Origin of the sequence: Allobosea sp. CS1GBMeth4 (assembly GCF_900185715.1) — a bacterium.
GTDB lineage: Bacteria > Pseudomonadota > Alphaproteobacteria > Rhizobiales > Beijerinckiaceae > Allobosea.
The window spans coordinates 61,565-84,630 of sequence record NZ_FYAS01000045.1 but is presented as its reverse complement, the minus strand read 5'-3'; the positions used below and the strand labels follow the sequence as shown (position 1 = coordinate 84,630).

Genomic DNA, 23,066 nt, shown 5'->3' with positions numbered 1-23,066 from the left:
CCTGACCCGAACATCTCAGGCCGGAAGAGGCTCCGGCCTGCGCTCTGTCGTCGTGAGATTCTCGGATCTGCGCTTCGCTCCGCCCGAGAAATGACGAACCCGGCAACCGCCGTTATCGCGACCAGAGGCCCTTGATCGGCGCGAAGGAGTAGCGATGCGCAGGGCAGGGGCCGTGCGTTTTCAGCGCCGCGCGGTGTGCGGGCGTGCCGTAGCCGACATGGCTGGCGAAACCATAGCTCGGATAGGCGAGGGACAGCCGCGCCATCATCGCGTCGCGCGTCACCTTGGCGACGATCGAGGCGGCGGCGATCGAGGCGATCAGCCCGTCGCCGCCGATGACCGCCTCGCAGCCACAGGCCAGCGCCGGCGGATCGTTGCCATCGACCAGGACGAGATCGGGAGACAGCGGCAGCGCCGTCACCGCGCGCCGCATGGCGAGCAGCGTCGCCTGCCGGATGTTGATCGTGTCGATCTCGACCGCCGAGGCGCTGCCGACGCCGACGGCCAGCGCGTTGGCGAGGATCAGGGCGCAGAGCTCTTCCCGGCGCTCTGCGGTGAGTTCCTTGGAATCGGCCAGACCGTCGGGAACCGCCAGCGGGTCGAGGATGACGGCGGCAGCCACGACCGGTCCGGCGAGCGGGCCGCGGCCGACCTCGTCCACGCCGGCGACGCGGGCGCGCCCGGCAATCATCGCGGCCTGCTCGCGGGTGAAATCGGCGGTCATGCCACCGCTATGCCAGAACCCGAGGCGAAGGTCTGCCGGGCTCGAGGCCGCATCCACAGATCAGGCCGGGTCCAGGAAGAATCCGCGCAGCGCCTCCGCCGTGGCCATGGGATGTTCCTCGGGGAAGAAGTGCCCGCCCGCTACGCCGGCGCCTTCGACCGTGTCGGCCCAGCGGCGCCAGATCGCGAGCGGTCCGCCATCGGCTTCGTACCAGCGCGCCAGCGCGCCTTCCGCGCTCCACAGCGCGAGCACCGGGCAGGCGATGCGCCGCCCGTTGCGGCGGTCCTCGCGATCATGCTCGCGATCCAGCCCTGCCGCGGCCCGATATTCCTCGCAGATCGCGTGGATGTGCCCGGGCGCGCGCAGCGCCGCGATATAGGCCTCACGCACGGATGGCGGGAAGGCCGTTGCCGCTGTGCCCCAGCCGGCGAGGGCACTGTCGACGATCGCATCCGGCGCCGACGCCAGCAGCCGCTCCGGCAGCGGGGCCGGCTGGGCGAGCAGCGTCCACGGCCAGAATCCGAGCGCGAAGCGGGCATCGGCCCTCTCCCAGGCTTCGGCGGTGGGCAGGATGTCGAGGACGGCGAGCTTCGCGATCCGGTCGGGATGGTCGAGCGCCATCCGGTAGGCGACGCGGCCGCCGCGATCGTGTCCCGCCAAGTGGAAACGGCGAAAGCCGAGGCGCTCCATGACGGTCACCATGTCGCGGGCGAGCGCGCGCTTGCCGTAAGGGCCGTGGTCCGGCGCCGAGTGCGGGCAGGAGCTCGCGCCATAGCCGCGCAGGTCGGCACAGACGACGGTGAACTCCTCCGCCAGCAGCGGAGCGCAATCGCGCCACATCAGATGCGTCTGCGGAAAGCCGTGCAGCAGCAGGAGGGGCGTGCCCGACCCCTTCCGGCGCAGGAAGATCCGGGCCTCGCCCGTCTCGACGAACTCGCTGCTGAACCCGTCCATGCCGGCCTCCGCGTTTCAGAGCGGAACGCGCGGCGAGGCGGTCGGTGCCATCGGAGCGGCTGGACATCAGAACAGGCTGAGCTGCGCCTTCGTTTTCTCCGGCCTGACGAACAGATCGGTGCGCAGCCGGAGCCGCGTGCCGTTGAAGCCGAGGCGCTCGGCCGCCATCTCGAAGCGCCGGCCGATCATCCAGGCATAGGGGCCGGAGCCGACCTGGCGCTGGCCCCAGGCCGCGTCATAGTCCTTGCCGCCGCGGGTCGAGCGGATCAGCGAGACGACATGGCGCATCTTGTCGGGGTGATGCGTCACCAGCCAGTCCTGGACGATGTCCTTCACCTCGAGCGGCAGGCGCAGCAGCACATAGCCGGCCTCGCGCGCCCCCGCCGCCCTGGCAGCGTCGAGGATGCGCTCGATCTCGTGCTCGTTGATCGCCGGCACGATCGGCGCGACGAGCACCGTCACCGGGATTCCAGCCTCCGAAAGCTTGCGGATCGTCTCCAGCCGCTTGGCCGGGGAGGCCGCGCGCGGTTCCATGGTCCGTGCCAGCTTCGGATCGAGCGTCGTCACCGACAAGGCGACCTTGGCGAGCCCCTTCGCCGCCATCGGCGCGAGGATGTCGATGTCGCGCTGGACCAGCGCCGACTTGGTGACGATCCCGACCGGGTGGTTGAACCTGGCGAGCACCTCGAGAATCTGGCGCATGATCCGCAGCTTCTTCTCGATCGGCTGGTAGGCGTCGGTGTTGGTGCCGATCGCGATCGTGCGCGGCTGGTAGCTCGGGGCCGAGAGCTCCTTCTCCAGCAGCGCAGCCGCATCGGGCTTGGCGGTCAGCTTGCTCTCGAAGTCGAGCCCCGGCGAGAGGCCGAGATAGGCGTGGCTCGGCCGGGCGAAGCAGTAGACGCAGCCATGCTCGCAGCCGCGATAGGGATTGATCGAACGGTCGAAGGAAATATCCGGGGAGTCGTTTCTGGTAATAATGGTCCGTGGCTTCTCGATCGAGATCTCGGTCTTGAACGGCGGCAATTCGCCGAGCGAGCCCCAGCCGTCGTCCTCGCTGACGCGCTCCTCCGCCTCGTAGCGCCCGCCGGGGTTGATCGTCGCGCCGCGGCCGCGCCGCCGGTCCGGGTCGATGCGGCTGCCGGCATGAGCGAGGGGATCGACCGGCGCGAGGCGCACCGGCGCAGAGATCGAGACCGAGCCCGGATCGGCGTCGCGGCGTTTGAGCGGTTGCGTCCTGGCTGAGGGCCTGGGCTGAAGCATGGCGTCGTCTCCCCGGCGGAATCGCATGTCGCGAGATCAAGGAATGTGAACATAACAGGAACAAAATGCAAGCGGCAGGATTGCGGCATGTTGCGCTGCGACATAAGCTGGTCGTCCATGATCACCGCCGTCATCCGGGCCAGTCGTGACGTCGAGGCGCTCGCCGCGACCTTGTCCGTCCTCATTCCGGCGGTGGCCGGCGGTGTGGTCGGCCATGCCGTGGTGATCGACGAGGCGGACGACGCCGCGGTCGCGCGCCTCGCCGACGAGACCGGCGCCAGCTACGTCAGGGCGAAGAACGGCGAGGCCTGGTCGCGCGGGGTGGCGGAGGCGCGCGGCGACTGGGTGATCCTGCTCGAAGCGGGCGAGATGCCGGACCAGCAATGGACGCCGAACGTCGAGCGGCACCTGATGACGGCTGCGGCGACGCCGGCGCTGATGCCGCTGCGCGGCGTGGCGGCGGCGCTGTGCGAATGGGGCGCGATCTCGCTGCGTTCGCGCGCCGTCAGGGCCGGGCTGCTGGCACCGAAGGCGCAGATCCTGTCCGGGCGGCTGGCGCGCGCGCCGCGTCGGCTGGCCGTGCGCCGCCGGCGCGCCCCCGTCTGACCTCAGTTCCGAGCCGGCCGCTTCGTGTTCATGCCGTCCGGGCTCAGGCCTGCCGGCCTGCTCCGGAAAGGCAGCGAGGCAGATCAGAGCTGGTTGGTGCGGAAGGTGTCGCAGCTCTGCATCGAGCCGGAGCGGAAGCCGGTGTTGAACCAGCGCGTGCGCTGCGCCGACGAGCCGTGCGTGAAGGAATCGGGCACGACGACGCCGCGGCCCTGCTGCTGCAGCTTGTCGTCGCCGATCGCCGCGGCGGTGCGCATCGCCTCCTCGACGTCGCCCGGCTCGATCCGGTCCATCGCATTGATGTTGTAGGCCCAGACGCCGGCGAAACAGTCGGCCTGCAGCTCGACGCGGACCGAGAGCTGGTTCGATTCGCGCTCGGAGAGCCGCTGGCGCAGCTCGTTCACCTTGGGCAGGATGCCGAGCAGGTTCTGGATGTGGTGGCCGACCTCGTGGCCGACCACATAGGCATAGGCGAAGTCGCCGCCGCCGCCGAGCTTGCGTTGCATCTCCGCGAAGAAGGAGAGGTCGAGATAGACCCGCTGGTCGTTCGGGCAATAGAACGGACCCATCGCCGCCTGGGCCGTGCCGCAGCCGGAGCGGTCGACATTGCTGAACAGGACCAGCTTCGGCGCGACATAGCGGCGATTGGCCTGCTGCGGCAGCACCTTCGACCAGATGTCCTCGTTCTGCGCCAGCACGGCGGAGACGAAGCGGCCCATCTCGTCCTGCGGCGGGCCGGCCGATTTGCGCTGCTCCTGCGTCGGGGGATTGCGGCCGCCGATGCCGCCGATCAGCTCGGCGCCGCCGATCAGCAGGCGCGGATCGATGCCGAGCGCCCAGCCGAGCAGGCCGAGCACCACCATCGTGCCGATGCCGATGCCGCCGCGCCCGCCGGGAAGGCCGGCATACTCGCCGCCGCCGCCGCGCCGGTCCTCGATGTTCTCGGACTGGCGATAATCTTCCCAACGCATGCGCGAACCCTTGTTGCAGCGCCGCCAATCTCCGCGAGGCGGCGGTCGAACTCAAGTCCCGTCGCGTGGGCGCCCGGTCGTCGGGCGCTCAATGATAGCCGGCATCCGCCTTCACCTTGCCGCGGAAGGTCCAGTAGACGAAGGCCGTGTAGAACAGGATCATCGGCAGCAGGAAGGTCACGCCGATCAGCACGAAGACGTGCGCCGCCGGCGTCGCCGCCGTGTCCCAGATCGTCAGGCCGGGCGGTACGAGATAGGGGTAGTTCGAGATCGCCAGGCCGAGGAAGCAGAGCAGGAAGATCGCGATGGTGAAGGCGAAGGGTGTGAACTCGTGCGCGCCATGGAGCCGCTTCCAGGCCATGTAGCCGCAGAAGGCGGTCAGAACCGGGAACGGCCAGAGCAGCATCAGGTTGGACGGCGTGAACCAGCGCTCGGCGATGCGCGGATGCGCATAGGGCGTCCAGAGCGAGACCAGGACGGCGAAGGCGAGCAGGCCGGGGACCAGCATCTTCGCCTGCCGGCGCGCCCGCTCCGCCACGGGGCCTTCCGTCTTGTAGACCAGCCAGGTCGCGCCCAGCGCGGCATAGCCGACGACGACGCCGACGCCGCACATCAGCGTGAACGGGGTGAACCAGTCGAAGGGGCCGCCGGCGAACTGCTTGTCGACCACCTTCACGCCCTGGATCAGCCCGCCGAGGATCAGCCCCTGGGCGAAGGCCGCCACGGTCGAGCCCGCCCAGAAGGCGAAATCCCAGACCTTGTGACGCGGCTTCGCCACCCAGCGGAACTCGAAGGCGACGCCGCGGAAGATCAGGGCCAGCAGCATCAGGATCACCGGGATGTAGAACGCCGGCATGATGATGGCGTAGGCGTGCGGAAAGGCGACCCAGAGCCCGCCGCCGCCGAGCACCAGCCAGGTCTCGTTGCCGTCCCAGAACGGTGCGACCGAGTTCATCATCTGGTCGCGCTCGCCCTCTTCCCGCGTCGTCGGGAACAGGATGGCGATGCCGAGGTCGAAACCGTCGAGCACGACGTAGAGCATCACGGCGGTGCCGATCAGCCCGGCCCAGATCACGGGGAGATACCATTCCATCGCAGGGATCCCCTCAGCTCGCCGGCTGGATCTTGTCGTCGCCGGGACGGCCGTCGCCGAAGATCGCGGCCGCCGGCGCCTGCGCCGCCTTGAGCGGGCGCTGGGAGGGCTGCTCGGGCGGCTCCTCGGGGCTGATCTCGTCCGGTCCCTTCTCGACCAGGCGGTTGATCAGCACGATGCCGGCCGCGAATACCACGCAGTAGACGAAGACGAACAGCGCCAGCGAGATCGCGACCTCGGCCGCCGTCACCGGCGAGACCGCGTCCTTCGAGCGCAGCAGGCCGGTCGCGAGCCAGGGCTGACGGCCGACCTCGGTGACGAACCAGCCGGACAGGATGGCGAGGAATCCGGCCGGCCAGCTGTGCTTGGCGATCAGCAGCCAGCTCCGCGCCTCGAACACCGTGCCGCGCTTCCACAGCCAGGCGCCGGCCCAGCCGAACAGGATCATCAGCACGCCGATGCCGACCATGGCGCGGAAGGCGAAGAAGGGGATGAGCACCGGCGGCCGGTCCTCCGGCGGAAAGTCCTTCAGGCCCTTGAACAGCGCGTCCATGCTGCCATGGGTGAGCAGGCTGGCGACGCCGGGGATCGAGACCTCGAAGCGGTTGAGCTCCGCCTTCTCGTCCGGCCAGGCGAAGAGCACGAGCGCCCCGGGTCTGGACGAATCCCAATGGGCCTCGATCGCAGCGAGCTTGGCCGGCTGGTAGATCGCGGTCTGCTTGCCGTGGAAATCGCCGATCAGCGCCTGCAGCGGGGCGGTCAGCGCGATCATCAGGATCGCCATGCGCACCATCGTCTTGGCCGATTCGGTGCGGTGCCCGGCGAGCAGGTGGCGCGCCCCGGTCGCCAGCACGACGAAGGCGGTGGTGAGATAGGCCGCCGTCATCATGTGCGCGAAGCGCAACGGGAAGGTCGGGTTGAAGATGACCTGCAGCCAGTCGACCGGATAGGCGATGCCGTCGCGGATTTCGTGCCCGGCCGGATACTGCATCCAGCTGTTGGCCGAGAGGATCCAGAAGCCCGACAGCGCCGTGCCGCCGGCGACGATCACCGCGGAGAGGAAATGCAGCCAGGGCGGCACCCGCTTCCAGCCGAACAGCATCACGCCGAGGAAGGAGGCCTCGAGGAAGAAGGCGGTCAGCACCTCGTAGCCGATCAGCGGGCCGACGACGTTGCCGACCGCGACGGAGAAGCGGCTCCAGTTGGTGCCGAACTGGTAGGAGAGCACGATGCCGGAGACCACGCCCATCGCGAAGGAGACGGCGAAGATCTTGGTCCAGAACCGGGCGAGCAGGTGGAATTTGGGGTTGCCGGTCTTCAGCCATAGCCCGAGCAGCGTCGCGATATAGGCCGAGAGCCCGATCGTGAAGGCCGGGAAGATGATGTGGAAGGAGACCGTGAAGGCGAACTGGATGCGGGACAGCAGAAAGGCGTCGATTTCCATCGCATCGCTCCGGCATGCCGGCCAGGTCATGGCCGCGAGACCCTGCTGGGTTGCAGGTTCCACTTTGCACTCGGAATAATCAAGCCGTGGTGACAGGGCAGCCGCCGCCAGTGACGCAGCGGCGTCGCGCCGCTGCGTCAAAATGCGTCGAGTGCGGCCCTGATCGCGCGCAGATCCCGCCAGGCGAGGCGCTTTTGCAGCGGCTGCCGCAGCAGATAGGCCGGGTGCAGCGTCGCGATAGCCCGGATCATCCGCCTGCCGGTGTCGTACTCCATCCAGCGCCCGCGCGAGGCCAGGATGCCCGAGACGCCGAGCAGCCCCTGCGCCGAGGGGCCGCCGATGCAGACCAGGATGTCGGGGTCGGCGAGCTCGATCTGGCGCTGGATGAAGGGCAGGCAGATCGCGACCTCCTGCGGCGTCGGCGTGCGGTTGCCCGGCGGGCGCCAGGGCAGGAGGTTGGCGATGTAGACGTGCTCCTGGCGGGTGAGGCCGATCGCGGCCAGCATCCGGTCGAGCAATTGCCCCGAACGTCCGACGAAGGGCAGGCCGATCCGGTCCTCGTCGGCGCCCGGCGCCTCGCCGACGATCATCACCTTTCCGGCCGGGTTGCCGTCGGCGAAGACCAGGTTCTTGGCGGTCGCCTTCAGCGGGCACCCCTCGAAGCCCGCCAGCGCCGTCTTGAGCTCCTCCAGCGTCGCCGCGTCCCGCGCCAGCGCCCGGGCCGACAGCGCCGCCTCGTCGGGCGGTGTCGCGGCGGCCACGGCGACGGGGCGCCGTGCCGGCTGCTGCGCGGCAATCTGCGGGCGGGCGACGGGCGGTCGCGTCGGCTCGGGCGCAGCCGCGAAATGATCGTGCGGCGTCTCGTCCAACGCCTCGGTCACGCCCATCTCGGCGTACCAGGCGATCAGTTCGGCGGCGGAGACGGCGTCGAGGGACATGGCCGGCAGGATATCGCGCCGCCGGCGACGAAGCGAGCCCGTTCGCTGTTGCAAAATCGGCGGGAGGTCCGGATAGAGGAGTTCCAATCAGCCCCGCGGCGGCGCTTGGCGGGACGATCGAGATAGTTCATATATGAACTATATAGGGCGAAGACGGCGCGGGTGGAGGGCAGCATGGATCTGAAGGAAGCGCAGAGCACGCCGCGCGAGAGCATGGACTATGACGTCGTCATCGTCGGCGCCGGTCCCGCCGGGCTCGCCGCCGCGATCCGGCTGAAGCAGCTCGACGAGGCGATCTCGGTCGTCGTGGTCGAGAAGGGCTCCGAGGTCGGCGCCCATATCCTCTCCGGCGCGGTCATCGATCCGATCGGCCTCGACAGGCTCCTGCCCGACTGGCGGCAGGACGAGGCGCGCCCGCTGCATACGCAGGTCAGCGAGGACGTCTTCTATTTCCTCGGTCCGGCCGGCGGGGCCCGGCTGCCCAATTTCGCCATGCCGAAGCTGATGAGCAATCATGGCAATTTCGTCGGCTCGCTCGGGCTGGTCACGCGCTATCTCGCCGCCCGCGCCGAGGCGCTCGGCGTCGAGATCTACCCGGGCTTCGCCGCCGCCGAACTGCTGTTCAACGCCGATGGTTCGGTCGCGGGCATCGCCACCGGCGACATGGGCATCGCCCGGGACGGCACGGTCTCCGACCGCTTCACCCGCGGCATGGAGCTGCGCGGCCGCTACACCCTGCTCGGCGAGGGGGCCCGGGGCTCGCTCTCCAAGATCGCGATCCGGCGCTTCGCCCTCGACGAGGGACGCGAGCCGCAGAAATTCGGCATCGGCCTCAAGGAGATCTGGCAGGTCCAGCCGGAGAAGTTCCGCAAGGGCCTAGTCCAGCACTCGTTCGGCTGGCCGCTCGACGGCTCCACCGGCGGCGGTTCCTTCCTCTACCATTTCGACGACAATTTGGTCACGGTCGGCTTCGTCGTCCACCTCAACTATACGAATCCGACGCTCTCGCCCTTCGACGAGTTCCAGCGCTTCAAGACCCATCCGATGATCCGCGACGTCTTCGAGGGGGCGAAGCGCCTCTCCTACGGCTCGCGCGCCATCACCGAGGGCGGCTGGCAGTCGGTACCCAGGCTCACCTTCCCGGGCGGGGCGCTGATCGGCTGCGCCGCCGGCTTCGTCAACGTGCCGCGCATCAAGGGCAGCCACAACGCCATCCTCTCCGGCATGCTGGCGGCCGAGCAGCTCGTGCCGGCGCTGGCGGCGGGGCGGGCCCATGACGAGGTCGCCGGCATCGAGGAGGGCTGGCGCTCCTCCGAGATCGGGCGCGACCTCAAGCCCGTGCGCAACGTCAAGCCGCTCTGGTCGAAGCTCGGCACGATCGGCGGGGTCGTGCTGGGCGGCGTCGACATGTGGCTGAATCAGCTCTTCGGCTGGTCGCCCTTCGGCACGCTCTCGCACGGCAAGCCCGACCATGCCACGCTGAAGCCGATCGGGATGGTCAAGCCGATCGTCTATCCCAAGCCCGACGGCAAGGTCTCCTTCGACAAGCTCTCCTCGGTCTTCCTCTCGGCGACGAACCATGAGGAGGACCAGCCGGCGCATCTGAAGCTCACCGACCCCAACGTGCCGGTGCTGCAGAACCTGCCGATCTATGGCGAGCCGGCGCGGCTCTACTGCCCGGCCGGGGTCTACGAGGTCGTCTATGCCGATCCGGAGAAGCAGACGATGCCGCGCTTCGTGATCAACGCGCAGAACTGCGTGCACTGCAAGACCTGCGACATCAAGGACCCGGCGCAGAACATCACCTGGACGGTGCCGGAAGGCGGGGGCGGCCCGAACTATTCGAACATGTGACGAAGCCGCGCCTGCGCCGGCTCGAAACGGAGAAAGGCCGCGCGGGGGGACCGCGCGGCCTTTCGATCTTCTCTCCCCTCCGGGACGAATCAGCCCTTGCGGACGATCGGAGCGGGCTTCTCGGGCTCCTTGGTGGCGCAGCCGCCGGCGATGCCGGCAAGCGTGAGAACGGCCGCGAGCGCGAGCGAGACCTTCTTCATCTGGGAACACCCCTGGCGAATCGCCGCGTAATCGCGGCGAGGCCGAGATTACGCCCAGAAAATTCAACGAATCCATTACTTCGCGCCTGCCCGGATGGGGCGCCTGCGGTTTTCACGTCAGCGTGACATCGGTGACGCAGCCCGGCTCGCCGGACTTGTCCCGAGGCCCGGAAACGGCCATGTTGGCGGCCTAATCGTTCAGGTCACGGTCCCGTCCACGGACCAGCTCCCGCAAGCCGGGGCGGACCAGGGAGAATGGCGAACGTGACGTTTCAAATCGACGGCCGCAGCGCCGCCCTCGTGCTGGCGTTCATCGCGGGCCTGCATCTCGGCGTGCCGGCGCTCGCGCAGGCGCGCCCGGTCGACAAGTTCGAGCCGGCCGAAAGCCTCGAGGGCAATTATCTGGCCGCCGTCGTCGCCGGGGCCGGCCGCGATCTCGGCGCCGCCTCGATCTATCTGCGCGAGGCGATCAAGAACGATCCGCAGAACAGCGAGCTGCTCGAGCGCGGCTTTGTCGCCTTCCTCGCCGACGGCGCGATGAACGAGACCTTCCGGGCCGCCGAGAAGCTGATCCAGCGCGACGCCACCAACGGGCTCGCCCAGCTCGCGCTCGGCGTGCGCGCCCTGAAGCAGAAGAACTATGCCGCGGCGCGCGCCCAGCTGCAGCGCGGCGGCCGCGGCCGCTCCGCCGACATCACCGCGACCCTGCTCGCCGCCTGGGCCTATTCCGGCTCCGGCGAGACCAACCGCGCCCTCGAGACGCTGGAGCGGCTCAAGGGCGAGGCGACCTTCGACAGGTTCCGCGATTTCCATGCCGGGCTGATCCTCGACATCGCCGGCCGCCGCAACGAGGCGAACCGCCGGCTCAAGGCCGCCTACGAGGCCGAGAAGACCAATCTGCGACTGGTCGATCTCTGGGCCCGCCAGCAGGCTCGCACGGGCGACAGCGAAGCCGCTCTGGCGACGCTGAACGAATTCGAGCAGCGCGTGCGCCCGAACCACCCGGTCGTGCGCGACGCGATCGCCAAGGTCAGCAGCAAGGAGCCGCTGCAGCGCATCGTCGGCAACACCCAGCAGGGCGCGGCCGAGGTGCTCTACGGCCTCGCCAGCGCCGGGATTCTGCAAGGCGACGAGGCGACCGCGCTGCTCTATCTGCGCCTCGCGGTCTATCTCGACCCCGGCCACGACCTCGCCGTGCTGACGCTGGCCGACATCCTTGAGCGCGCCAAGCAGACCGAGGATGCGGTTCAGGTCTACCGGCGCATGCCGGAGAACTCGCCGCTGCGCCCGGTCGCAGACATCCAGATCGGGCTCGGCCTCGAGCAGCTCGGCAGGACCGAGGAGGCGGTGAAGCAGCTCGAGGCGCTGATCGTCGCCCGTCCCGACGACATCGACGCGATCTCGGCGCTGGGGAACATCTACCGCTCGCGCAAGCGCTTCGAGGAGGCGGCCGCGACCTATGACAAGGCGGTCGCCAAGCTCGGCACGCCCGGCCGCGCCAATTGGGACCTCTTCTATTCGCGCGGCATCGCCTATGAGCGCATCAAGAAATGGCCGCAGGCCGAGGCCGATCTGCGCAGGGCGCTGGAGCTGATGCCCGAGGCGCTCGGCCGCGAACGGGCTCTGGTGCTGAACTATCTCGGCTATTCGCTGGTCGACCAGAACCTCAAGCTCGAGGAGGCGCTCGGCATGCTGCGCCGCGCCGTCGAGCTGCGGCCCCGCGACGGCTACATCATCGATTCGCTCGGCTGGGCGCATTACCGGCTCGGCCGCTATGACGAGGCGGTGACGGAGCTCGAGAAGGCGATGGAGCTGCGCCCCTCCGACCCGGTGATCAACGACCATCTCGGCGACGTCTACTGGAAGACGGGGCGCTATCTCGAGGCGCGCTATCAGTGGAACTATGCCCGCGACCTCGGTCCGGAGCCTGAGGATCTCGCCCGGATCCTGCGCAAGATCGAGAAGGGCCTGGACGAGCAGGGACCCTCGGCCAATGCGGCCGAGCCGAAGAAGGACGGCGGCGGCTGAGACTTCTTGATCTTTCTCTGCTCCGTCATGGTTGGGCTTGTCCCGACCATCCACGTCCTTCCTCGGTGAAGGCTCGTGTTCAAGAGGGTGGATGTTCGCCACAAGGGCGAGCATGACGAACTGGACCGACGTCGTGGCCATTGGCGGCCGGTCTCAGTGCTTGGAATGACGGCGTAATTCAATGTCACCCCCGCTGGCGACCCGCGCTCCGGCCAAGGTCAATCTGAGCCTGCGCGTCCTCGGCCGACGCGCCGACGGCTATCATGAGCTCGACAGCCTCGTCGCCTTCGCCGGCGTCGGGGACGAACTCGCCCTGACGCCGGGCGAGCCCGGCGGCCTCCAGATTTCCGGTCCCTTCGCCGCCGGCCTGTCCGATGCACCTGACAACCTCGTGCTGAAGGCCGAGCGCGTGCTGCGCGAGCAGGTCGCGGGGCTGCGCTCCGGCCGCTTTCACCTCGTCAAGCGCCTGCCGGTCGCTTCCGGCATCGGCGGCGGCTCGGCCGACGCGGCGGCGGCCTTGCGCCTGCTGGCGCGGCTCAACGGCCTGCCATTGTCGCATCCGGCCTTGCTCGCCGCCGCCGGCCGGATCGGCGCCGATGGTCCGGTCTGCCTGGAAGCGCGCGCCCGCATCATGGCCGGTATCGGCGAGCGGCTCGGCCCGCCCTTGCGCCTGCCGCGCCTGTTCGCGCTGCTGCTCAACCCCGGCGTGGCCGTCGAGACGGCGCCGGTGTTCCGCGCGCTCGGGCTGAAGGCGGGACAGGCGCATGCGGGTTCGGCGGGAGCATTCGCTCACGATGAACCGACGCCGACGACCGCAGCGTCCCTGATCGCCGCCCTGGCCGCCGCCGGCAACGATCTCGAAACGCCGGCCCGCATGGTCGCCCCCGTCATCGGCGAGGCCCTGTCGGCACTGTCGGCGCTGCCCGGCTGCCGGCTGGCGCGCATGTCCGGCTCGGGCGCGACCTGCTTCGCCCTGTTCGACGATTGTCGAGCGAGCGCCGCAGCGGGAAAGCTGCTGGCGAAGCAGCGGCCGGATTGGTGGGTGAAGCCGACCGTAATTGGATGATGTCTGCGCTCAGTGCGCGCGCGCCACGCAGAAATCGACGGCGTCGTTGAGCGCCTGCTTCATCGGCGACGCGGGATAGAGGCCGAGCGCGTCCTTCGCCATCTTGGCGTAGTGCTTGGCGCGCTCGATCGTGTCGGCCAGCGCGCCGTGCCGGCGCATCAGCGCCTGCGCCTCCTCGAGATCGCCGTCGCGCACCTCGCCCTGCTGCAGGGTGCGCCGCCAGAAGCCGCGCTCCTCCGCGTTGCCGCGGCGGAAGGAGAGCACCACCGGCAGCGTGATCTTGCCCTCGCGGAAATCGTCGCCGACATTCTTGCCGAGCTGGCCCGACGAGCCGCCATAGTCGAGCGCGTCGTCGACGAGCTGGAAGGCGATGCCGAGATTGAGCCCATAGCTGCGGCAGGCCGCCGCCTCGCTCTTCGACGAGCCGGCGATCACCGGCCCGACCTCGCAGGCGGCGGCGAAGAGCTCGGCGGTCTTGCCGCGGATCACGGCGAGGTACTCGTCCTCCGTCGTCTCGGTGTTCTTGGCGGCGGCAAGCTGCATCACCTCGCCCTCGGCGATCACGGCCGCAGCGGTCGAGAGGATGTCGAGCGCGCGCAGCGAGCCGACCTCGACCATCATCTTGAAGGCCTGGCCGAGCAGGAAATCGCCGACGAGCACGCTCGCCTCGTTGCCCCAGAGCATCCGGGCGGCGAGTTTGCCGCGGCGCATATCGCTCTCGTCGACGACGTCGTCGTGCAGCAGCGTCGCGGTGTGCATGAACTCGACCGAGGCCGCGAGCTTGACATGGCCTTCGCCGCGATAGCCGCACAGCGCCGCCGTCGCCAGGGTCAGCATCGGCCGCAAACGCTTGCCGCCCGAGGAGATCAGGTGGTTCGCGACCTCCGGGATCATCGTGACCTGCGAGCCGGTGCGCGACAGGATCATCGCATTGACCCGCTCCATGTCGGCGCGCGTCAGCCCGACCAGCGGCTCGATCCCGCCCAGGCCGGTGTCCTTGTCTTCGAAAGCTACGACGACGCCCACTCGCAAACTCCGGCCGTTTCTCGCGCGGTCGCGCGCGCCCTGCCTTGCCATAAACGTCGCATGCGTGACCAGCCCCGGCAATCATTTCGCGACGCAACAGTTTGACGCTGCATTGCCGCGTCACGGGATCTTTCCTGTTGCGCTGCGGCCGTGCGGCGGATTCCATGGGAGCATGCACGAACTCGTCCGCTCCAACGACCTCGTCCTGCTCGGTGCCATCGAGGCTTTGCTGACTTCAGCCAATCTCGATTGCCTGATCGCCGACCAGCACATCAGCGCGCTCGAGGGCATGATCGGCGCCTTCCCGCGCCGCCTGCTGGTGCGCGAGCAGGACAGCAGGCGCGCCCGCGCCCTGCTGATCGAGGCCGGCTATGGCGACGAACTGCGCCATGACCGCTGAGGCGTCCGGGCTCGGCGAGATCGGCGAGGATCGTCTGCTCGGCGGCCGCCTGCGCCTGCTGCAGCCGGCGAGGGGGCATCGCGCCGGTTCCGATGCGGTGCTGCTCGCCGCCGCGATTCCGGAGCTCGGGGAGGGGCCGCTTGCCGATTTCGGCGCCGGCGTCGGCACGGTCGGCCTCGCCGTCGCCTTGCGGCAGCCCGCGCTCGCCGTCGTCCTGGTCGAGCGCGATCCGGAGCTCGCGGCACTTGCGGCGCGCAATGCCGAACTCAACGATGTGGCCGAGCGTGTGCGGACCGTCGTCGGGGCCATAGGCGAGCGGAACGGCGATCTCGCCGGCACGGGCCTCGCGACCGCCTCGGTGGCCTGGGTCGCGATGAACCCGCCCTTCTTCGAAGCGGGCGAGGTCCGCGCCTCGCCCGTCGCCAACCGGCGTGCGGCGCATGTCGCCGGGCAAGCCCTCGGGGACTGGCTGAAGGCCGCGCGCCATGGGCTGAAGCCGGGCGGCGGCGTCAGCATCATTCATCGTGCCGAGGCGCTGGGAGCGATTCTCGCAGGTCTGGAGACCGGCTTCGGGGCGGTCGAGATCCGCCCGGTTCACGCGCGGGCCGGGCGGCCGGCGATCCGGGTCATCGTCTCGGCCCGCCTCGGCAGTAGAAAGCCGGCAGCGCTGCTGCCGGCTCTGATCCTCAACGGGGAGGATGGGCGCTTCACCGCATTCGGCGAAGCGCTCCATCGCGGCGAGGCTGTGCTGGCCTGAAGGCGCCGGTCAGCGGCAGATGCGGCGCTCGCGCACCACCCAGCCCCAGCCGTCCCAGTACCGGACCGGACGGTAGTAGCAGCGCGGACCGTAAGAGGGCCGGCCATAATAGCCGTATCGCGGCCGGGCGTAGTAGCCGCCGCCCCAGCCGGGATTGCTGTAGCGCGGGGCGTAGGGATGGCGGCTGCCGCTGCCGGGATAGCCGTAGCCGCCGCTCAGCGCCTGCGCCTCGGCCGGCGTTGCCGTGACTGCCCCGATGCCGAGCGCGGCCGCGCCGAGCGTGGCAGCGGCTGAAAGGCCAAGAATGAGTTTACGAAGCATGGTTGCCTCCTTCGCGATTGCCCGGCGGGCCTGTGCGGGACCGATCGGGCGTCATCGTGGCAGCCGGCTTGCGGCTGTTGGGCTGAACGGCGGCATGGCCCGCCCGTTCAGCCCGTCGGCGATGGCGGACGTCAGCGGCAGACGCGCACCGGGCGGATCACCCAGCGCCAGCCGTTCCAGACGCGCCGGTCGACGAAATAGCAGCGCGGCCGATAGACCGGACGGCCGTAATAGCGCCGCGGGCCGTAATAGGGCCGGCCGTAATATTGGGCCTGCTCGACGAGGTCGGTGCCGGCGGAACCGGCCGGAACACCGGCCGCGATCGGCGCCGCGCTGGCCGGGGCGACAGCGAGGCCGGTGAAGAGGAGTGCGCCGGCACCGAACAGGGCGGCGACGATACGGTTCGACAGCATTGCAAGGTCTCCTGCTTGTCGCATCGGCCCGACTCAAGCGCTCGCCCCGAGCACCGCGGACCGTTCGATGGAGCGACGATAGCAACATCTCTATGAACGCGATGCTTGCCGAAGGGTTCATGCGCCATTCATGGCCCGGCGCTTGACCGTGAGCGCCGCCAGCCCCTAATCACGCCGCGAGTTTCCCGACAGTTCGAAGGCTGATCCCTTGGCCGCCTCCTCCGATCCGCTGAACCCGACCCGCTCCTTCCAGGGGCTGCTGCTGACCTTGCAGCGCTTCTGGGCGCAGCGCGGCTGCGTCATCCTCCAGCCCTACGACATGGAGGTCGGCGCCGGCACCTTCCACCCGGCGACGACGCTGCGCGCGCTCGGGCCGAAGCCCTGGAAGGCGGCCTATGTCCAGCCTTCGCGCCGGCCGAAGGACGGCCGCTATGGCGAGAACCCCAACCGGCTCCAGCACTATTACCAGTTCCAGGTCATCCTGAAGCCGTCGCCGGCCGATCTGCAGCAGCTCTATCTCGACTCGCTGGCCGCGATCGGCGTCGACCTCGCCCTGCACGATGTCCGCTTCGTCGAAGACGACTGGGAGAGCCCGACCCTCGGCGCCTGGGGACTCGGCTGGGAATGCTGGTGCGACGGCATGGAGGTCAGCCAGTTCACCTATTTCCAGCAGGTCGCCGGCGTCGAATGCGCGCCGGTGGCGGGCGAGCTGACCTACGGGCTCGAGCGCCTCGCCATGTATGTCCAGGGCGTCGAGAACGTCTACGACCTCAACTTCAACGGCCTCGAGGGCGAGGACCGCATCAGCTATGGCGACGTCTTCCTGCAGGCCGAGCAGGAGTTCTCGCGGCACAATTTCGAATATGCCAATACCGAGACGCTGTTCCGCCATTTCAACGACGCCGAGGCCGAGTGCAAGGCGCTGCTCGCCGCCGGCGAGGCCGATGCCGGCAGCAACGATCCGAGCCACAAGCTCGCTCTGCCGGCCTATGACCAGTGCATCAAGGCGAGCCATGTCTTCAACCTGCTCGACGCGCGCGGCGTGATCTCGGTCACGGAGCGCCAGGGCTACATCCTGCGCGTGCGCGAGCTCGCCAAGGCCTGCGGCGCCGCCTGGCTCAAGACCGCCGGCGGGGGAGCGTGAGCATTGTCGCTTGCTATAATTTGCTCCGGGAGTTTTAAACGAAACTGGCTTTTCCTATAAAAGTCAGGCCGGGTCTTAAACGTGGATAGAAGTCAGTTCGACGCATCGCCTGCGGGGCGTCTCGTTCCGACGATGCATGCCCAAGTGGCCTTCGTTCCGAATGATCTTCCGCCTGTCTTCGACAGCGCGGCTATCCTGACGCGGCTGGTGTCGGCAACGCAGGCGCTTGGTGAGCTCAATGGCATCCTCCGGACGCTGCCGGATCCCTATATCCTGATCCAGCCCCTCCAGGCGCGCGAGGCTCTGTCCTCGTCGAGCATGGAGGGCACTTATACGACGGTCGATGCACTGCTGCTCGCGGAGGCTGGTTACGGTGCCTCCGCCGAGAGCGGCGATACGCGCGAAGTGCTCAACTACTCGCGCGCGCTGCGCAACGCCGTCAGCAGCCTGGACGAGGTCCCGCTTTCGCTCAGGACAATCAGGGGGGCCCATCGCGACCTTCTCCAGGGCGTGGCCCGCGCCCGCGGTGCCGCAATCCAGGCCGGCGAATTCAAGGTCCATCAGAACTGGATCGGAGCTGCATCGATCGAGGCCGCACGCTTCGTGCCGGCGCCGCCCAAGGAAGCCTATGACGCCTTGTGCAGGCTGGAGCTCTACATTCAGCGGCCGGACCGCGAAACAGTCCCGCCGCTGATCGATGCGGCGCTGATCCATTATCAGTTCGAGGCGATCCACCCTTTTGCCGACGGCAACGGGCGTGTGGGGCGCATTCTGATCCCCGTCGTCTTGTTCGAACGCAAAGCCTTGCTGCATCCGGCCCTGTTCATCAGCCCGGTGCTGGAACGGCGCAAGGATGAGTATATCGACCATATGTTCGAGGTGTCCCGCTCGGGTGCCTGGGAGAGCTGGCTGATCTTCTTCCTTTCGGTCGTCGAAGACACCTGCCGCGAGACCATCGCCATCGCCGACCGATTGTTCCTCCTGCGCGAGCGCTACCGCAGGGCGCTGCAATCGGCAGGGAGGTCGGCCTTGTTGTTGTCGATTGTCGATCGGTTGTTCGTGCGGCCGGTCTTCTCGATTCCGCAGCTCGCCGAGTACCTCGGTGTCACTTACCCTGCTGCCCAGAAAAACCTGGAAACGGTTCTCTCGCTCGGCTTCGTCGAGGAAGTGCCGGAAACCGCGCACCCGAAATTCTTCGCCGCCCGCGAAATCATGAACACCATCACCGGACAGCCCTGATGCCTGATCTCCTGCTCGAACTCTTCTCCGAGGAAATCCCGGCGCGCATGCAGCGCAAGGCGGCGGAGGATCTGAAGAAGCTCGTCACCGATGCGCTGGTCGAGCGCGGGCTGGCCTATGAGGGCGCCCAGGCCTTCGCGACGCCGCGCCGGCTCGCCCTCCACGTCGCCGGCCTGCCGGTGCGCGGCCGCGACGTCCGCGAGGAACGCAAGGGCCCGCGCGTCGGCGCGCCCGAGGCCGCCGTGCAGGGCTTCCTCAAGGCGGCGGGGCTCGCCTCCCTCGACCAGGCGACGATCGTCAGCGACGCGAAGAAGGGCGATTCCTACGTCGCCGTGATCGAGAAGCCGGGGCAGGAGACGGTCCAGGCCATCGCCGAGATCGTGCCGGCGGTGATCCGCGCCTTCCCCTGGCCGAAATCGATGCGCTGGGGCAAGGCCTCGGCGGAGACCGGTTCGCTGCGCTGGGTCCGCCCGCTGCATTCGATCCTCTGCACCTTCGGCGCCGAGACCGAGGATCCGGAGGTCGTGCCCTTCGAGGTCGACGGCATCCGCTCCGGCAACGTCACCTATGGTCACCGCTTCCATGCGCCGGGGCCGATCACGGTGAAGCGTTTCGACGATTACGTGCCGAGCCTGGAGCGGGCCAAGGTCGTGCTCGACGCCGACCGCCGCAAGGCGATCATCCTGGCAGACGCCAAGAACCTCGCCTTCGCCGCGGGGCTCGAGCTGGTCGAGGACGAGGGGCTGCTGGAGGAGGTCGCCGGGCTGGTCGAGTGGCCGGTGGTGCTGATGGGCGATTTCGAGGAACGCTTCCTCGAGATCCCCGGCGAGGCGATCCGCGCCACCATCCGCGCCAACCAGAAATGCTTCGTGCTGCGCGATCCCGCGACGGGCGAACTGGCAAATCGCTTCATCCCGGTCTCGAACCTGATCGCCAGCGATGGCGGCGGCGCGATCACCGCCGGCAATGGCCGCGTAGTCCGCGCCCGCCTCTCGGACGCATCCTACTTCTGGCAGACCGACCGCGGCCCGCTGCCCGATCTGGAGACGCTGAGGGACAGCGCGGACAAGCTCGGCCTCGATCTGAAAAAGCCGCTCGACCAGCGCATGGCCAAGCTCGACCGGCTCGGCGTCGTCTTCCACGCCAAGCTCGGCACGCAGGGCGAGCGCGTCCAGCGCATCGCCGCGCTGGCGAAGGAACTGGCGCCGATCGTCGGCGCCGATCCGGCGCTGGCCGAGCGCGCGGCGAAGCTCGCCAAGGCCGACCTGCCGACCGAGATGGTCGGCGAGTTCCCCGAACTGCAGGGGTTGATGGGCCGGAAATACGCGGAGTTGCAGGGCGAGAACCCATCGGTCGCCGCTGCCATCGAGGAGCACTACAAGCCGCTCGGCCCCTCCGACCGCGTCCCGACCGATCCGGTCTCGGTGGCAGTCGCGCTCGCCGACAAGCTCGACACGCTCGTCGGCTTCTGGGCGATCGACGAGAAGCCGACCGGGAGCAAGGATCCGTATGCGCTGCGAAGGGCGGCGCTGGGGGTGATCCGGCTGGTGGTCGAGAATGGGGTGCGATTACCCCTCCAACAGTGGCTTCATTACCAGATCAACGGTTTCGAGTTTCACAAGCTGGCCAATCCGCGGTGGGCTACTGTTGATACCGTCAATGCGGCAATTCGGTCATCTCTTCCCGAAGGTGGCGCCACACTGTCGGAGTGGGCGCGGGCCAAGTCCATCGAGATGCTGCTGCGAGCATCTACGGCACTAAGCATCGACCAAGAAAAGGAGCTGATCGAACGAGCGGTAGCGTTGGGCCTCCCGAAAGCTGTCGATCTCCTCTCCTTCTTCCACGACCGCCTGAAAGTCATGCTCCGCGATCAGGGCGCGCGGCATGACCTTGTCGATGCAGTTCTCGCTGGCTCCCCTTCTCCCCTTGCGGGAGAAGGTGGCATCGCGCCAGCGATGACGGATGAGGGGTCTCGCGACGCATCCAGCGTCGGTGGCCCGCAGACGCAAACGGGTGAGGGCGGCGCGACCCCTCACCCCAGCCCTCTCCCGAAAGGGGAGAGGGGGCAGGTCGGCGGCTCCGACGACCTCCTGTTCATCACCCGCCGCGTCGCGGCGCTCGGCCGCTTCCTCGACACCGAGGACGGCAGGAACCTGCTCGCCGGCTATCGCCGCGCCGCCAACATCCTCAAGATCGAGGAGAAGAAGGATGGTGAGGGCGCCTTCGCCGGCAAGGCCGATCTCCAGCTCATCGCCGATGCCGGGCTGATCGAGGAGAAGGGCCTGGCGGTCGCGCTCGCGCAGGCGACGCCGAAGGCGGAGGCCGCCATCGCGGCCGAGGATTATGAGGGCGCCATGGCGGCGCTCGCCGAGCTTCGGCCCGCGGTCGATGCCTTCTTCGACAAGGTCACGGTCAACGATCCCGATCCGGCTCTGCGCGCCAACCGCCTCAAGCTGCTCAACCAGCTGCGCGAGGCGACCCGCGCCGTGGCGGATTTCTCGCGGATCGCGGGGTAGGGTGCGGGGGCCGCAGCAGAACCCCTCCGCCTTGTGGGGAGGGGTAGGGGACCGCCATTGATGATTGAGGCGAGGCGGCGCCGTTGTGCCTTCTGCGGATAGGGCTGGCCCTCATCCGGCGCTCCGCGCCACCTTCTCCCATCCGGGAAAAGGCTTCCCGCGCCCTTGGCTCGAAGGGTTCGCTTCGTCCCCCACCAGCTGCCCTTCCGGAACCTTTTCCGGCGGCTCCACGTTCCCTTGCCCGAGATCGCCGGCTGCGAATGCCTCGCGGCCGGCGCCTCGGGGGGCCGGCTTTCGGCCGCGATAAGAGGATTTGAGCCATGAATATTCTGATTTCGCTGCTGATCACGATCCTGGTGATCGGACTCGTGCTTTATCTCGTCCGCATGCTGCCGCTCGACGGCAACATCAAGAACATCGTCCAGATCATCGTCATCATCATCGGCATCATCTCGCTGCTGCGTTATCTCGCGGTGTTCTAGTTTTCGATCAGGTTGAACTGCTTCAATCGTCATTGCGAGGAGCGTAGCGACGAAGCAATCCTGGGGCGACAGAGCTCGACATCCCTGGATTGCTTCGCTGCGCTCGCAATGACGATTCAGTCTGGTCGAGCTCGGATATCGCCGGCCGTGTGGCGGGCGTTCCATACGTCGCGGGTGACTGGCGCGTGCCGAGACATCCCGCGGCGATTGACGAAAATCCCGCGCTGATCCACACTTTCATTGGTCCAGAGGGCCCCGGACGCGACCCGTCCCGGGGCCCTTTCCCGTTCGAGCATGGTCCGCAAAAGTGGGAACCGGTCTTGCGATCAGGCCATGCTCCGCAGAATCGAGCGCTTGCGCGATGACGTCGCAGAACCGCACCACCCATATCCGCCTGACCTCGCATCCCGAGCCCGGCAGCGCCGCGGCGCGCTTCCCGATCCACTGGGGGGCCCCGACCCCCGAGGAGCGCGGCCCGGTCATCGCATCCACGACCAATCCGGCCGATCGCAACGTCATCGGCGCCCATGGCGGGTCCTATTCGGTCTACCGCGCGCTCGCCATCTCGGCCCGGGCGATGAACCCGGCGCAGCGCCCTGACCTGACCAACACCCACCCGACCTCCGACATCCTGCCGCAGCCGCAATGGTTCGAGCCGGGCAGGATCGTCTCGCTCGATCCGTTCGGGCATCGAGTCGCGCAGGATTTCGGCAAATGGATCGCCGAGGGCGTCGACATCCGCCCGACCATCGCGGTCACCAAGGCGCGCCTCAACCTGCCCGAGATCCTCGCCGCCATGGCCGGCCACCGGCTCTCGGCCGATGGCGGCATCCTCCACGGCTCCGGCGACATCAGCGTCACCAAGATCGCGGTCGATCCGGTCTGGTACCTGCCCGGCATCGCCGACCGCTTCGGCACCACCGAGAAGGAGCTCCGCCGCACGCTGTTCGAGCAGACCGGCGGCATGTATCCCGAGCTGGTGACGCGGCCGGACCTCAAGGTCTTCCTGCCGCCGATCGGCTCGATCACCGCCTATGTCATCGGCGAGGTCTCGGCGATCGCCGACCCGAAGAAGACGCTGGCCTGCCGCGTCCATGACGAGTGCAACGGCTCCGACGTCTTCGGCTCCGACATCTGCACCTGCCGGCCCTATCTCGTGCATGGCATCGAGGAGGCGGTGAAGGAGGCGCAGGGCGGCGGCGTCGGCCTGATCGTCTACAACCGCAAGGAGGGCCGGGCGCTCGGCGAGGTCACCAAGTTCCTCGTCTACAACGCCCGCAAGCGCCAGGAGGGCGGCGATTCGGCCGCGACCTATTTCGAGCGCACCGAATGCGTCGCCGGCGTGCAGGACGCCCGTTTCCAGCAATTGATGCCGGACGTGCTGCACTGGCTCGGCGTCAGGAGGATCGACCGGCTGATGTCGATGTCGAACATGAAATACGACGCCATGGTCGAGAGCGGCATCGAGATCGGCGAGCGCGTCGCCATCCCGCCCGAGCTGATCCCGCCGGACGCCTCCGTCGAGATCGAGGCGAAGAAGGCGGCCGGCTACTATTCGCCGGACGGCACGCCCGGCGACAACGCGCTGAAGGCAACCGTCGGCCGCGACCTCGAGAAGTTCTGACGCGCT

At 68.5% G+C, this 23,066-nt stretch carries 21 protein-coding genes; 11 read left to right on the top strand and 10 right to left on the bottom strand.

Annotated elements, in window-relative coordinates:
* Nucleotides 1-112: 112 nt before the first annotated feature.
* The 3 genes from CS1GBM4_RS22400 to CS1GBM4_RS22390 all read right to left on the bottom strand — a co-directional run bounded on the left by CS1GBM4_RS22400 (nt 113) and on the right by CS1GBM4_RS22390 (nt 2,938).
* Nucleotides 113-724, bottom strand: coding sequence for a ribonuclease HII (locus tag CS1GBM4_RS22400; protein ID WP_186420977.1), 612 nt, complete (start codon nt 722-724; stop codon nt 113-115).
* A 60-nt stretch (nt 725-784) separates the two neighbouring features.
* On the bottom strand, nt 785-1,678 hold the full coding sequence (locus tag CS1GBM4_RS22395) for an alpha/beta hydrolase (protein ID WP_186420976.1): 894 nt from the start codon (nt 1,676-1,678) through the stop codon (nt 785-787).
* 66 nt (nt 1,679-1,744) lie between these two features.
* Entirely contained in the window at nt 1,745-2,938 is a 1,194-nt protein-coding gene (locus CS1GBM4_RS22390) for a PA0069 family radical SAM protein (protein ID WP_186420975.1), read from the bottom strand.
* A 117-nt stretch (nt 2,939-3,055) separates the two neighbouring features.
* Here CS1GBM4_RS22390 and CS1GBM4_RS22385 point away from each other — a divergent pair, with 117 nt between their 5' ends.
* Nucleotides 3,056-3,544, top strand: coding sequence for a hypothetical protein (locus tag CS1GBM4_RS22385; protein WP_186420974.1), 489 nt, complete (start codon nt 3,056-3,058; stop codon nt 3,542-3,544).
* Between the two features lie 83 nt (nt 3,545-3,627).
* Here CS1GBM4_RS22385 and CS1GBM4_RS22380 read toward each other — a convergent pair whose 3' ends face one another.
* The 4 genes from CS1GBM4_RS22380 to CS1GBM4_RS22365 all read right to left on the bottom strand — a co-directional run bounded on the left by CS1GBM4_RS22380 (nt 3,628) and on the right by CS1GBM4_RS22365 (nt 7,990).
* On the bottom strand, nt 3,628-4,515 hold the full coding sequence (locus tag CS1GBM4_RS22380) for a neutral zinc metallopeptidase (protein WP_186420973.1): 888 nt from the start codon (nt 4,513-4,515) through the stop codon (nt 3,628-3,630).
* Nucleotides 4,516-4,603: 88 nt separating this feature from the next.
* On the bottom strand, nt 4,604-5,608 hold the full coding sequence (cydB, locus tag CS1GBM4_RS22375) for a cytochrome d ubiquinol oxidase subunit II (protein WP_186420972.1): 1,005 nt from the start codon (nt 5,606-5,608) through the stop codon (nt 4,604-4,606).
* A 13-nt stretch (nt 5,609-5,621) separates the two neighbouring features.
* On the bottom strand, nt 5,622-7,052 hold the full coding sequence (locus CS1GBM4_RS22370; protein WP_186420971.1) for a cytochrome ubiquinol oxidase subunit I: 1,431 nt from the start codon (nt 7,050-7,052) through the stop codon (nt 5,622-5,624).
* A 137-nt stretch (nt 7,053-7,189) separates the two neighbouring features.
* Nucleotides 7,190-7,990, bottom strand: a complete 801-nt coding sequence (locus CS1GBM4_RS22365) for a uracil-DNA glycosylase (RefSeq protein ID WP_186420970.1) — start codon at nt 7,988-7,990, stop codon at nt 7,190-7,192.
* Nucleotides 7,991-8,164: 174 nt separating this feature from the next.
* Between CS1GBM4_RS22365 and CS1GBM4_RS22360 the strand changes: the two genes are divergently transcribed.
* The 3 genes from CS1GBM4_RS22360 (at nt 8,165) to CS1GBM4_RS22350 (ending at nt 13,138) form a co-directional block, all read left to right on the top strand.
* Nucleotides 8,165-9,844, top strand: coding sequence for an electron transfer flavoprotein-ubiquinone oxidoreductase (locus tag CS1GBM4_RS22360; protein ID WP_244607357.1), 1,680 nt, complete (start codon nt 8,165-8,167; stop codon nt 9,842-9,844).
* Between the two features lie 464 nt (nt 9,845-10,308).
* A complete protein-coding gene (locus tag CS1GBM4_RS22355; RefSeq protein ID WP_244607356.1) occupies nt 10,309-12,072 on the top strand; it encodes a tetratricopeptide repeat protein in 1,764 nt (587 codons plus the stop codon).
* Nucleotides 12,073-12,253: 181 nt separating this feature from the next.
* On the top strand, nt 12,254-13,138 hold the full coding sequence (locus CS1GBM4_RS22350; RefSeq protein ID WP_186420968.1) for a 4-(cytidine 5'-diphospho)-2-C-methyl-D-erythritol kinase: 885 nt from the start codon (nt 12,254-12,256) through the stop codon (nt 13,136-13,138).
* 9 nt (nt 13,139-13,147) lie between these two features.
* Here the strand turns inward: CS1GBM4_RS22350 and CS1GBM4_RS22345 are convergent, their stop codons facing one another.
* Complete coding sequence (locus CS1GBM4_RS22345) at nt 13,148-14,164, bottom strand: polyprenyl synthetase family protein (RefSeq protein ID WP_244607355.1); 1,017 nt, start codon at nt 14,162-14,164, stop codon at nt 13,148-13,150.
* 172 nt (nt 14,165-14,336) lie between these two features.
* Between CS1GBM4_RS22345 and CS1GBM4_RS22340 the strand changes: the two genes are divergently transcribed.
* Nucleotides 14,337-14,564, top strand: a complete 228-nt coding sequence (locus CS1GBM4_RS22340; RefSeq protein WP_186420966.1) for a DUF2007 domain-containing protein — start codon at nt 14,337-14,339, stop codon at nt 14,562-14,564.
* Complete coding sequence (locus CS1GBM4_RS22335; RefSeq protein ID WP_186420965.1) at nt 14,554-15,321, top strand: methyltransferase; 768 nt, start codon at nt 14,554-14,556, stop codon at nt 15,319-15,321. The genes CS1GBM4_RS22340 and CS1GBM4_RS22335 overlap by 11 nt, the downstream gene beginning before the upstream one ends.
* Before the next feature lie 9 nt (nt 15,322-15,330).
* Here CS1GBM4_RS22335 and CS1GBM4_RS22330 read toward each other — a convergent pair whose 3' ends face one another.
* Together CS1GBM4_RS22330 and CS1GBM4_RS22325 are read right to left on the bottom strand one after the other, a co-directional pair.
* Nucleotides 15,331-15,642, bottom strand: coding sequence for a hypothetical protein (locus CS1GBM4_RS22330; protein WP_186420964.1), 312 nt, complete (start codon nt 15,640-15,642; stop codon nt 15,331-15,333).
* 131 nt (nt 15,643-15,773) lie between these two features.
* Nucleotides 15,774-16,055 (bottom strand): hypothetical protein, encoded by a 282-nt coding sequence (locus CS1GBM4_RS22325; protein ID WP_186420963.1) that lies wholly within the window; start codon nt 16,053-16,055, stop codon nt 15,774-15,776.
* Nucleotides 16,056-16,284: 229 nt separating this feature from the next.
* Here CS1GBM4_RS22325 and CS1GBM4_RS22320 point away from each other — a divergent pair, with 229 nt between their 5' ends.
* The 5 genes from CS1GBM4_RS22320 (at nt 16,285) to CS1GBM4_RS22300 (ending at nt 23,060) form a co-directional block, all read left to right on the top strand.
* Complete coding sequence (locus CS1GBM4_RS22320) at nt 16,285-17,199, top strand: glycine--tRNA ligase subunit alpha (RefSeq protein WP_186420990.1); 915 nt, start codon at nt 16,285-16,287, stop codon at nt 17,197-17,199.
* A 144-nt stretch (nt 17,200-17,343) separates the two neighbouring features.
* A complete protein-coding gene (locus tag CS1GBM4_RS22315) occupies nt 17,344-18,438 on the top strand; it encodes a Fic/DOC family N-terminal domain-containing protein (protein WP_186420962.1) in 1,095 nt (364 codons plus the stop codon).
* Entirely contained in the window at nt 18,438-20,954 is a 2,517-nt protein-coding gene (gene glyS / locus CS1GBM4_RS22310) for a glycine--tRNA ligase subunit beta (RefSeq protein WP_186420961.1), read from the top strand. Before CS1GBM4_RS22315 ends, glyS begins: the two co-directional genes overlap by 1 nt.
* Before the next feature lie 320 nt (nt 20,955-21,274).
* The gene (locus CS1GBM4_RS22305; RefSeq protein WP_186420960.1) at nt 21,275-21,436 is read left to right on the top strand and encodes a Thivi_2564 family membrane protein; all 162 of its coding nucleotides are present in this window, start codon (nt 21,275-21,277) and stop codon (nt 21,434-21,436) included.
* Nucleotides 21,437-21,797: 361 nt separating this feature from the next.
* Nucleotides 21,798-23,060: a GTP cyclohydrolase II gene (locus CS1GBM4_RS22300; RefSeq protein WP_186420959.1), complete on the top strand. Its 1,263-nt coding sequence runs from the start codon at nt 21,798-21,800 to the stop codon at nt 23,058-23,060.
* Nucleotides 23,061-23,066 lie beyond the last annotated feature (6 nt).

Excerpts from the sequence above, each read along its gene's own strand:
- CS1GBM4_RS22400 (WP_186420977.1), bottom strand. The coding sequence starts at position 724 with ATGACCGCCGATTTCACCCGCGAGCAGGCCGCGATGATTGCCGGGCGC.
- CS1GBM4_RS22395 (WP_186420976.1), bottom strand. The coding sequence starts at position 1,678 with ATGGACGGGTTCAGCAGCGAGTTCGTCGAGACGGGCGAGGCCCGGATC.
- CS1GBM4_RS22390 (WP_186420975.1), bottom strand. The coding sequence starts at position 2,938 with ATGCTTCAGCCCAGGCCCTCAGCCAGGACGCAACCGCTCAAACGCCGC.
- CS1GBM4_RS22385 (WP_186420974.1), top strand. The coding sequence starts at position 3,056 with ATGATCACCGCCGTCATCCGGGCCAGTCGTGACGTCGAGGCGCTCGCC.
- CS1GBM4_RS22380 (WP_186420973.1), bottom strand. The coding sequence starts at position 4,515 with ATGCGTTGGGAAGATTATCGCCAGTCCGAGAACATCGAGGACCGGCGC.
- cydB (WP_186420972.1), bottom strand. The coding sequence starts at position 5,608 with ATGGAATGGTATCTCCCCGTGATCTGGGCCGGGCTGATCGGCACCGCC.
- CS1GBM4_RS22370 (WP_186420971.1), bottom strand. The coding sequence starts at position 7,052 with ATGGAAATCGACGCCTTTCTGCTGTCCCGCATCCAGTTCGCCTTCACG.
- CS1GBM4_RS22365 (WP_186420970.1), bottom strand. The coding sequence starts at position 7,990 with ATGTCCCTCGACGCCGTCTCCGCCGCCGAACTGATCGCCTGGTACGCC.
- CS1GBM4_RS22360 (WP_244607357.1), top strand. The coding sequence starts at position 8,165 with ATGGATCTGAAGGAAGCGCAGAGCACGCCGCGCGAGAGCATGGACTAT.
- CS1GBM4_RS22350 (WP_186420968.1), top strand. The coding sequence starts at position 12,254 with ATGTCACCCCCGCTGGCGACCCGCGCTCCGGCCAAGGTCAATCTGAGC.
- CS1GBM4_RS22340 (WP_186420966.1), top strand. The coding sequence starts at position 14,337 with ATGCACGAACTCGTCCGCTCCAACGACCTCGTCCTGCTCGGTGCCATC.
- CS1GBM4_RS22335 (WP_186420965.1), top strand. The coding sequence starts at position 14,554 with ATGACCGCTGAGGCGTCCGGGCTCGGCGAGATCGGCGAGGATCGTCTG.
- CS1GBM4_RS22330 (WP_186420964.1), bottom strand. The coding sequence starts at position 15,642 with ATGCTTCGTAAACTCATTCTTGGCCTTTCAGCCGCTGCCACGCTCGGC.
- CS1GBM4_RS22325 (WP_186420963.1), bottom strand. The coding sequence starts at position 16,055 with ATGCTGTCGAACCGTATCGTCGCCGCCCTGTTCGGTGCCGGCGCACTC.
- glyS (WP_186420961.1), top strand. The coding sequence starts at position 18,438 with ATGCCTGATCTCCTGCTCGAACTCTTCTCCGAGGAAATCCCGGCGCGC.
- CS1GBM4_RS22305 (WP_186420960.1), top strand. The coding sequence starts at position 21,275 with ATGAATATTCTGATTTCGCTGCTGATCACGATCCTGGTGATCGGACTC.
- CS1GBM4_RS22300 (WP_186420959.1), top strand. The coding sequence starts at position 21,798 with ATGACGTCGCAGAACCGCACCACCCATATCCGCCTGACCTCGCATCCC.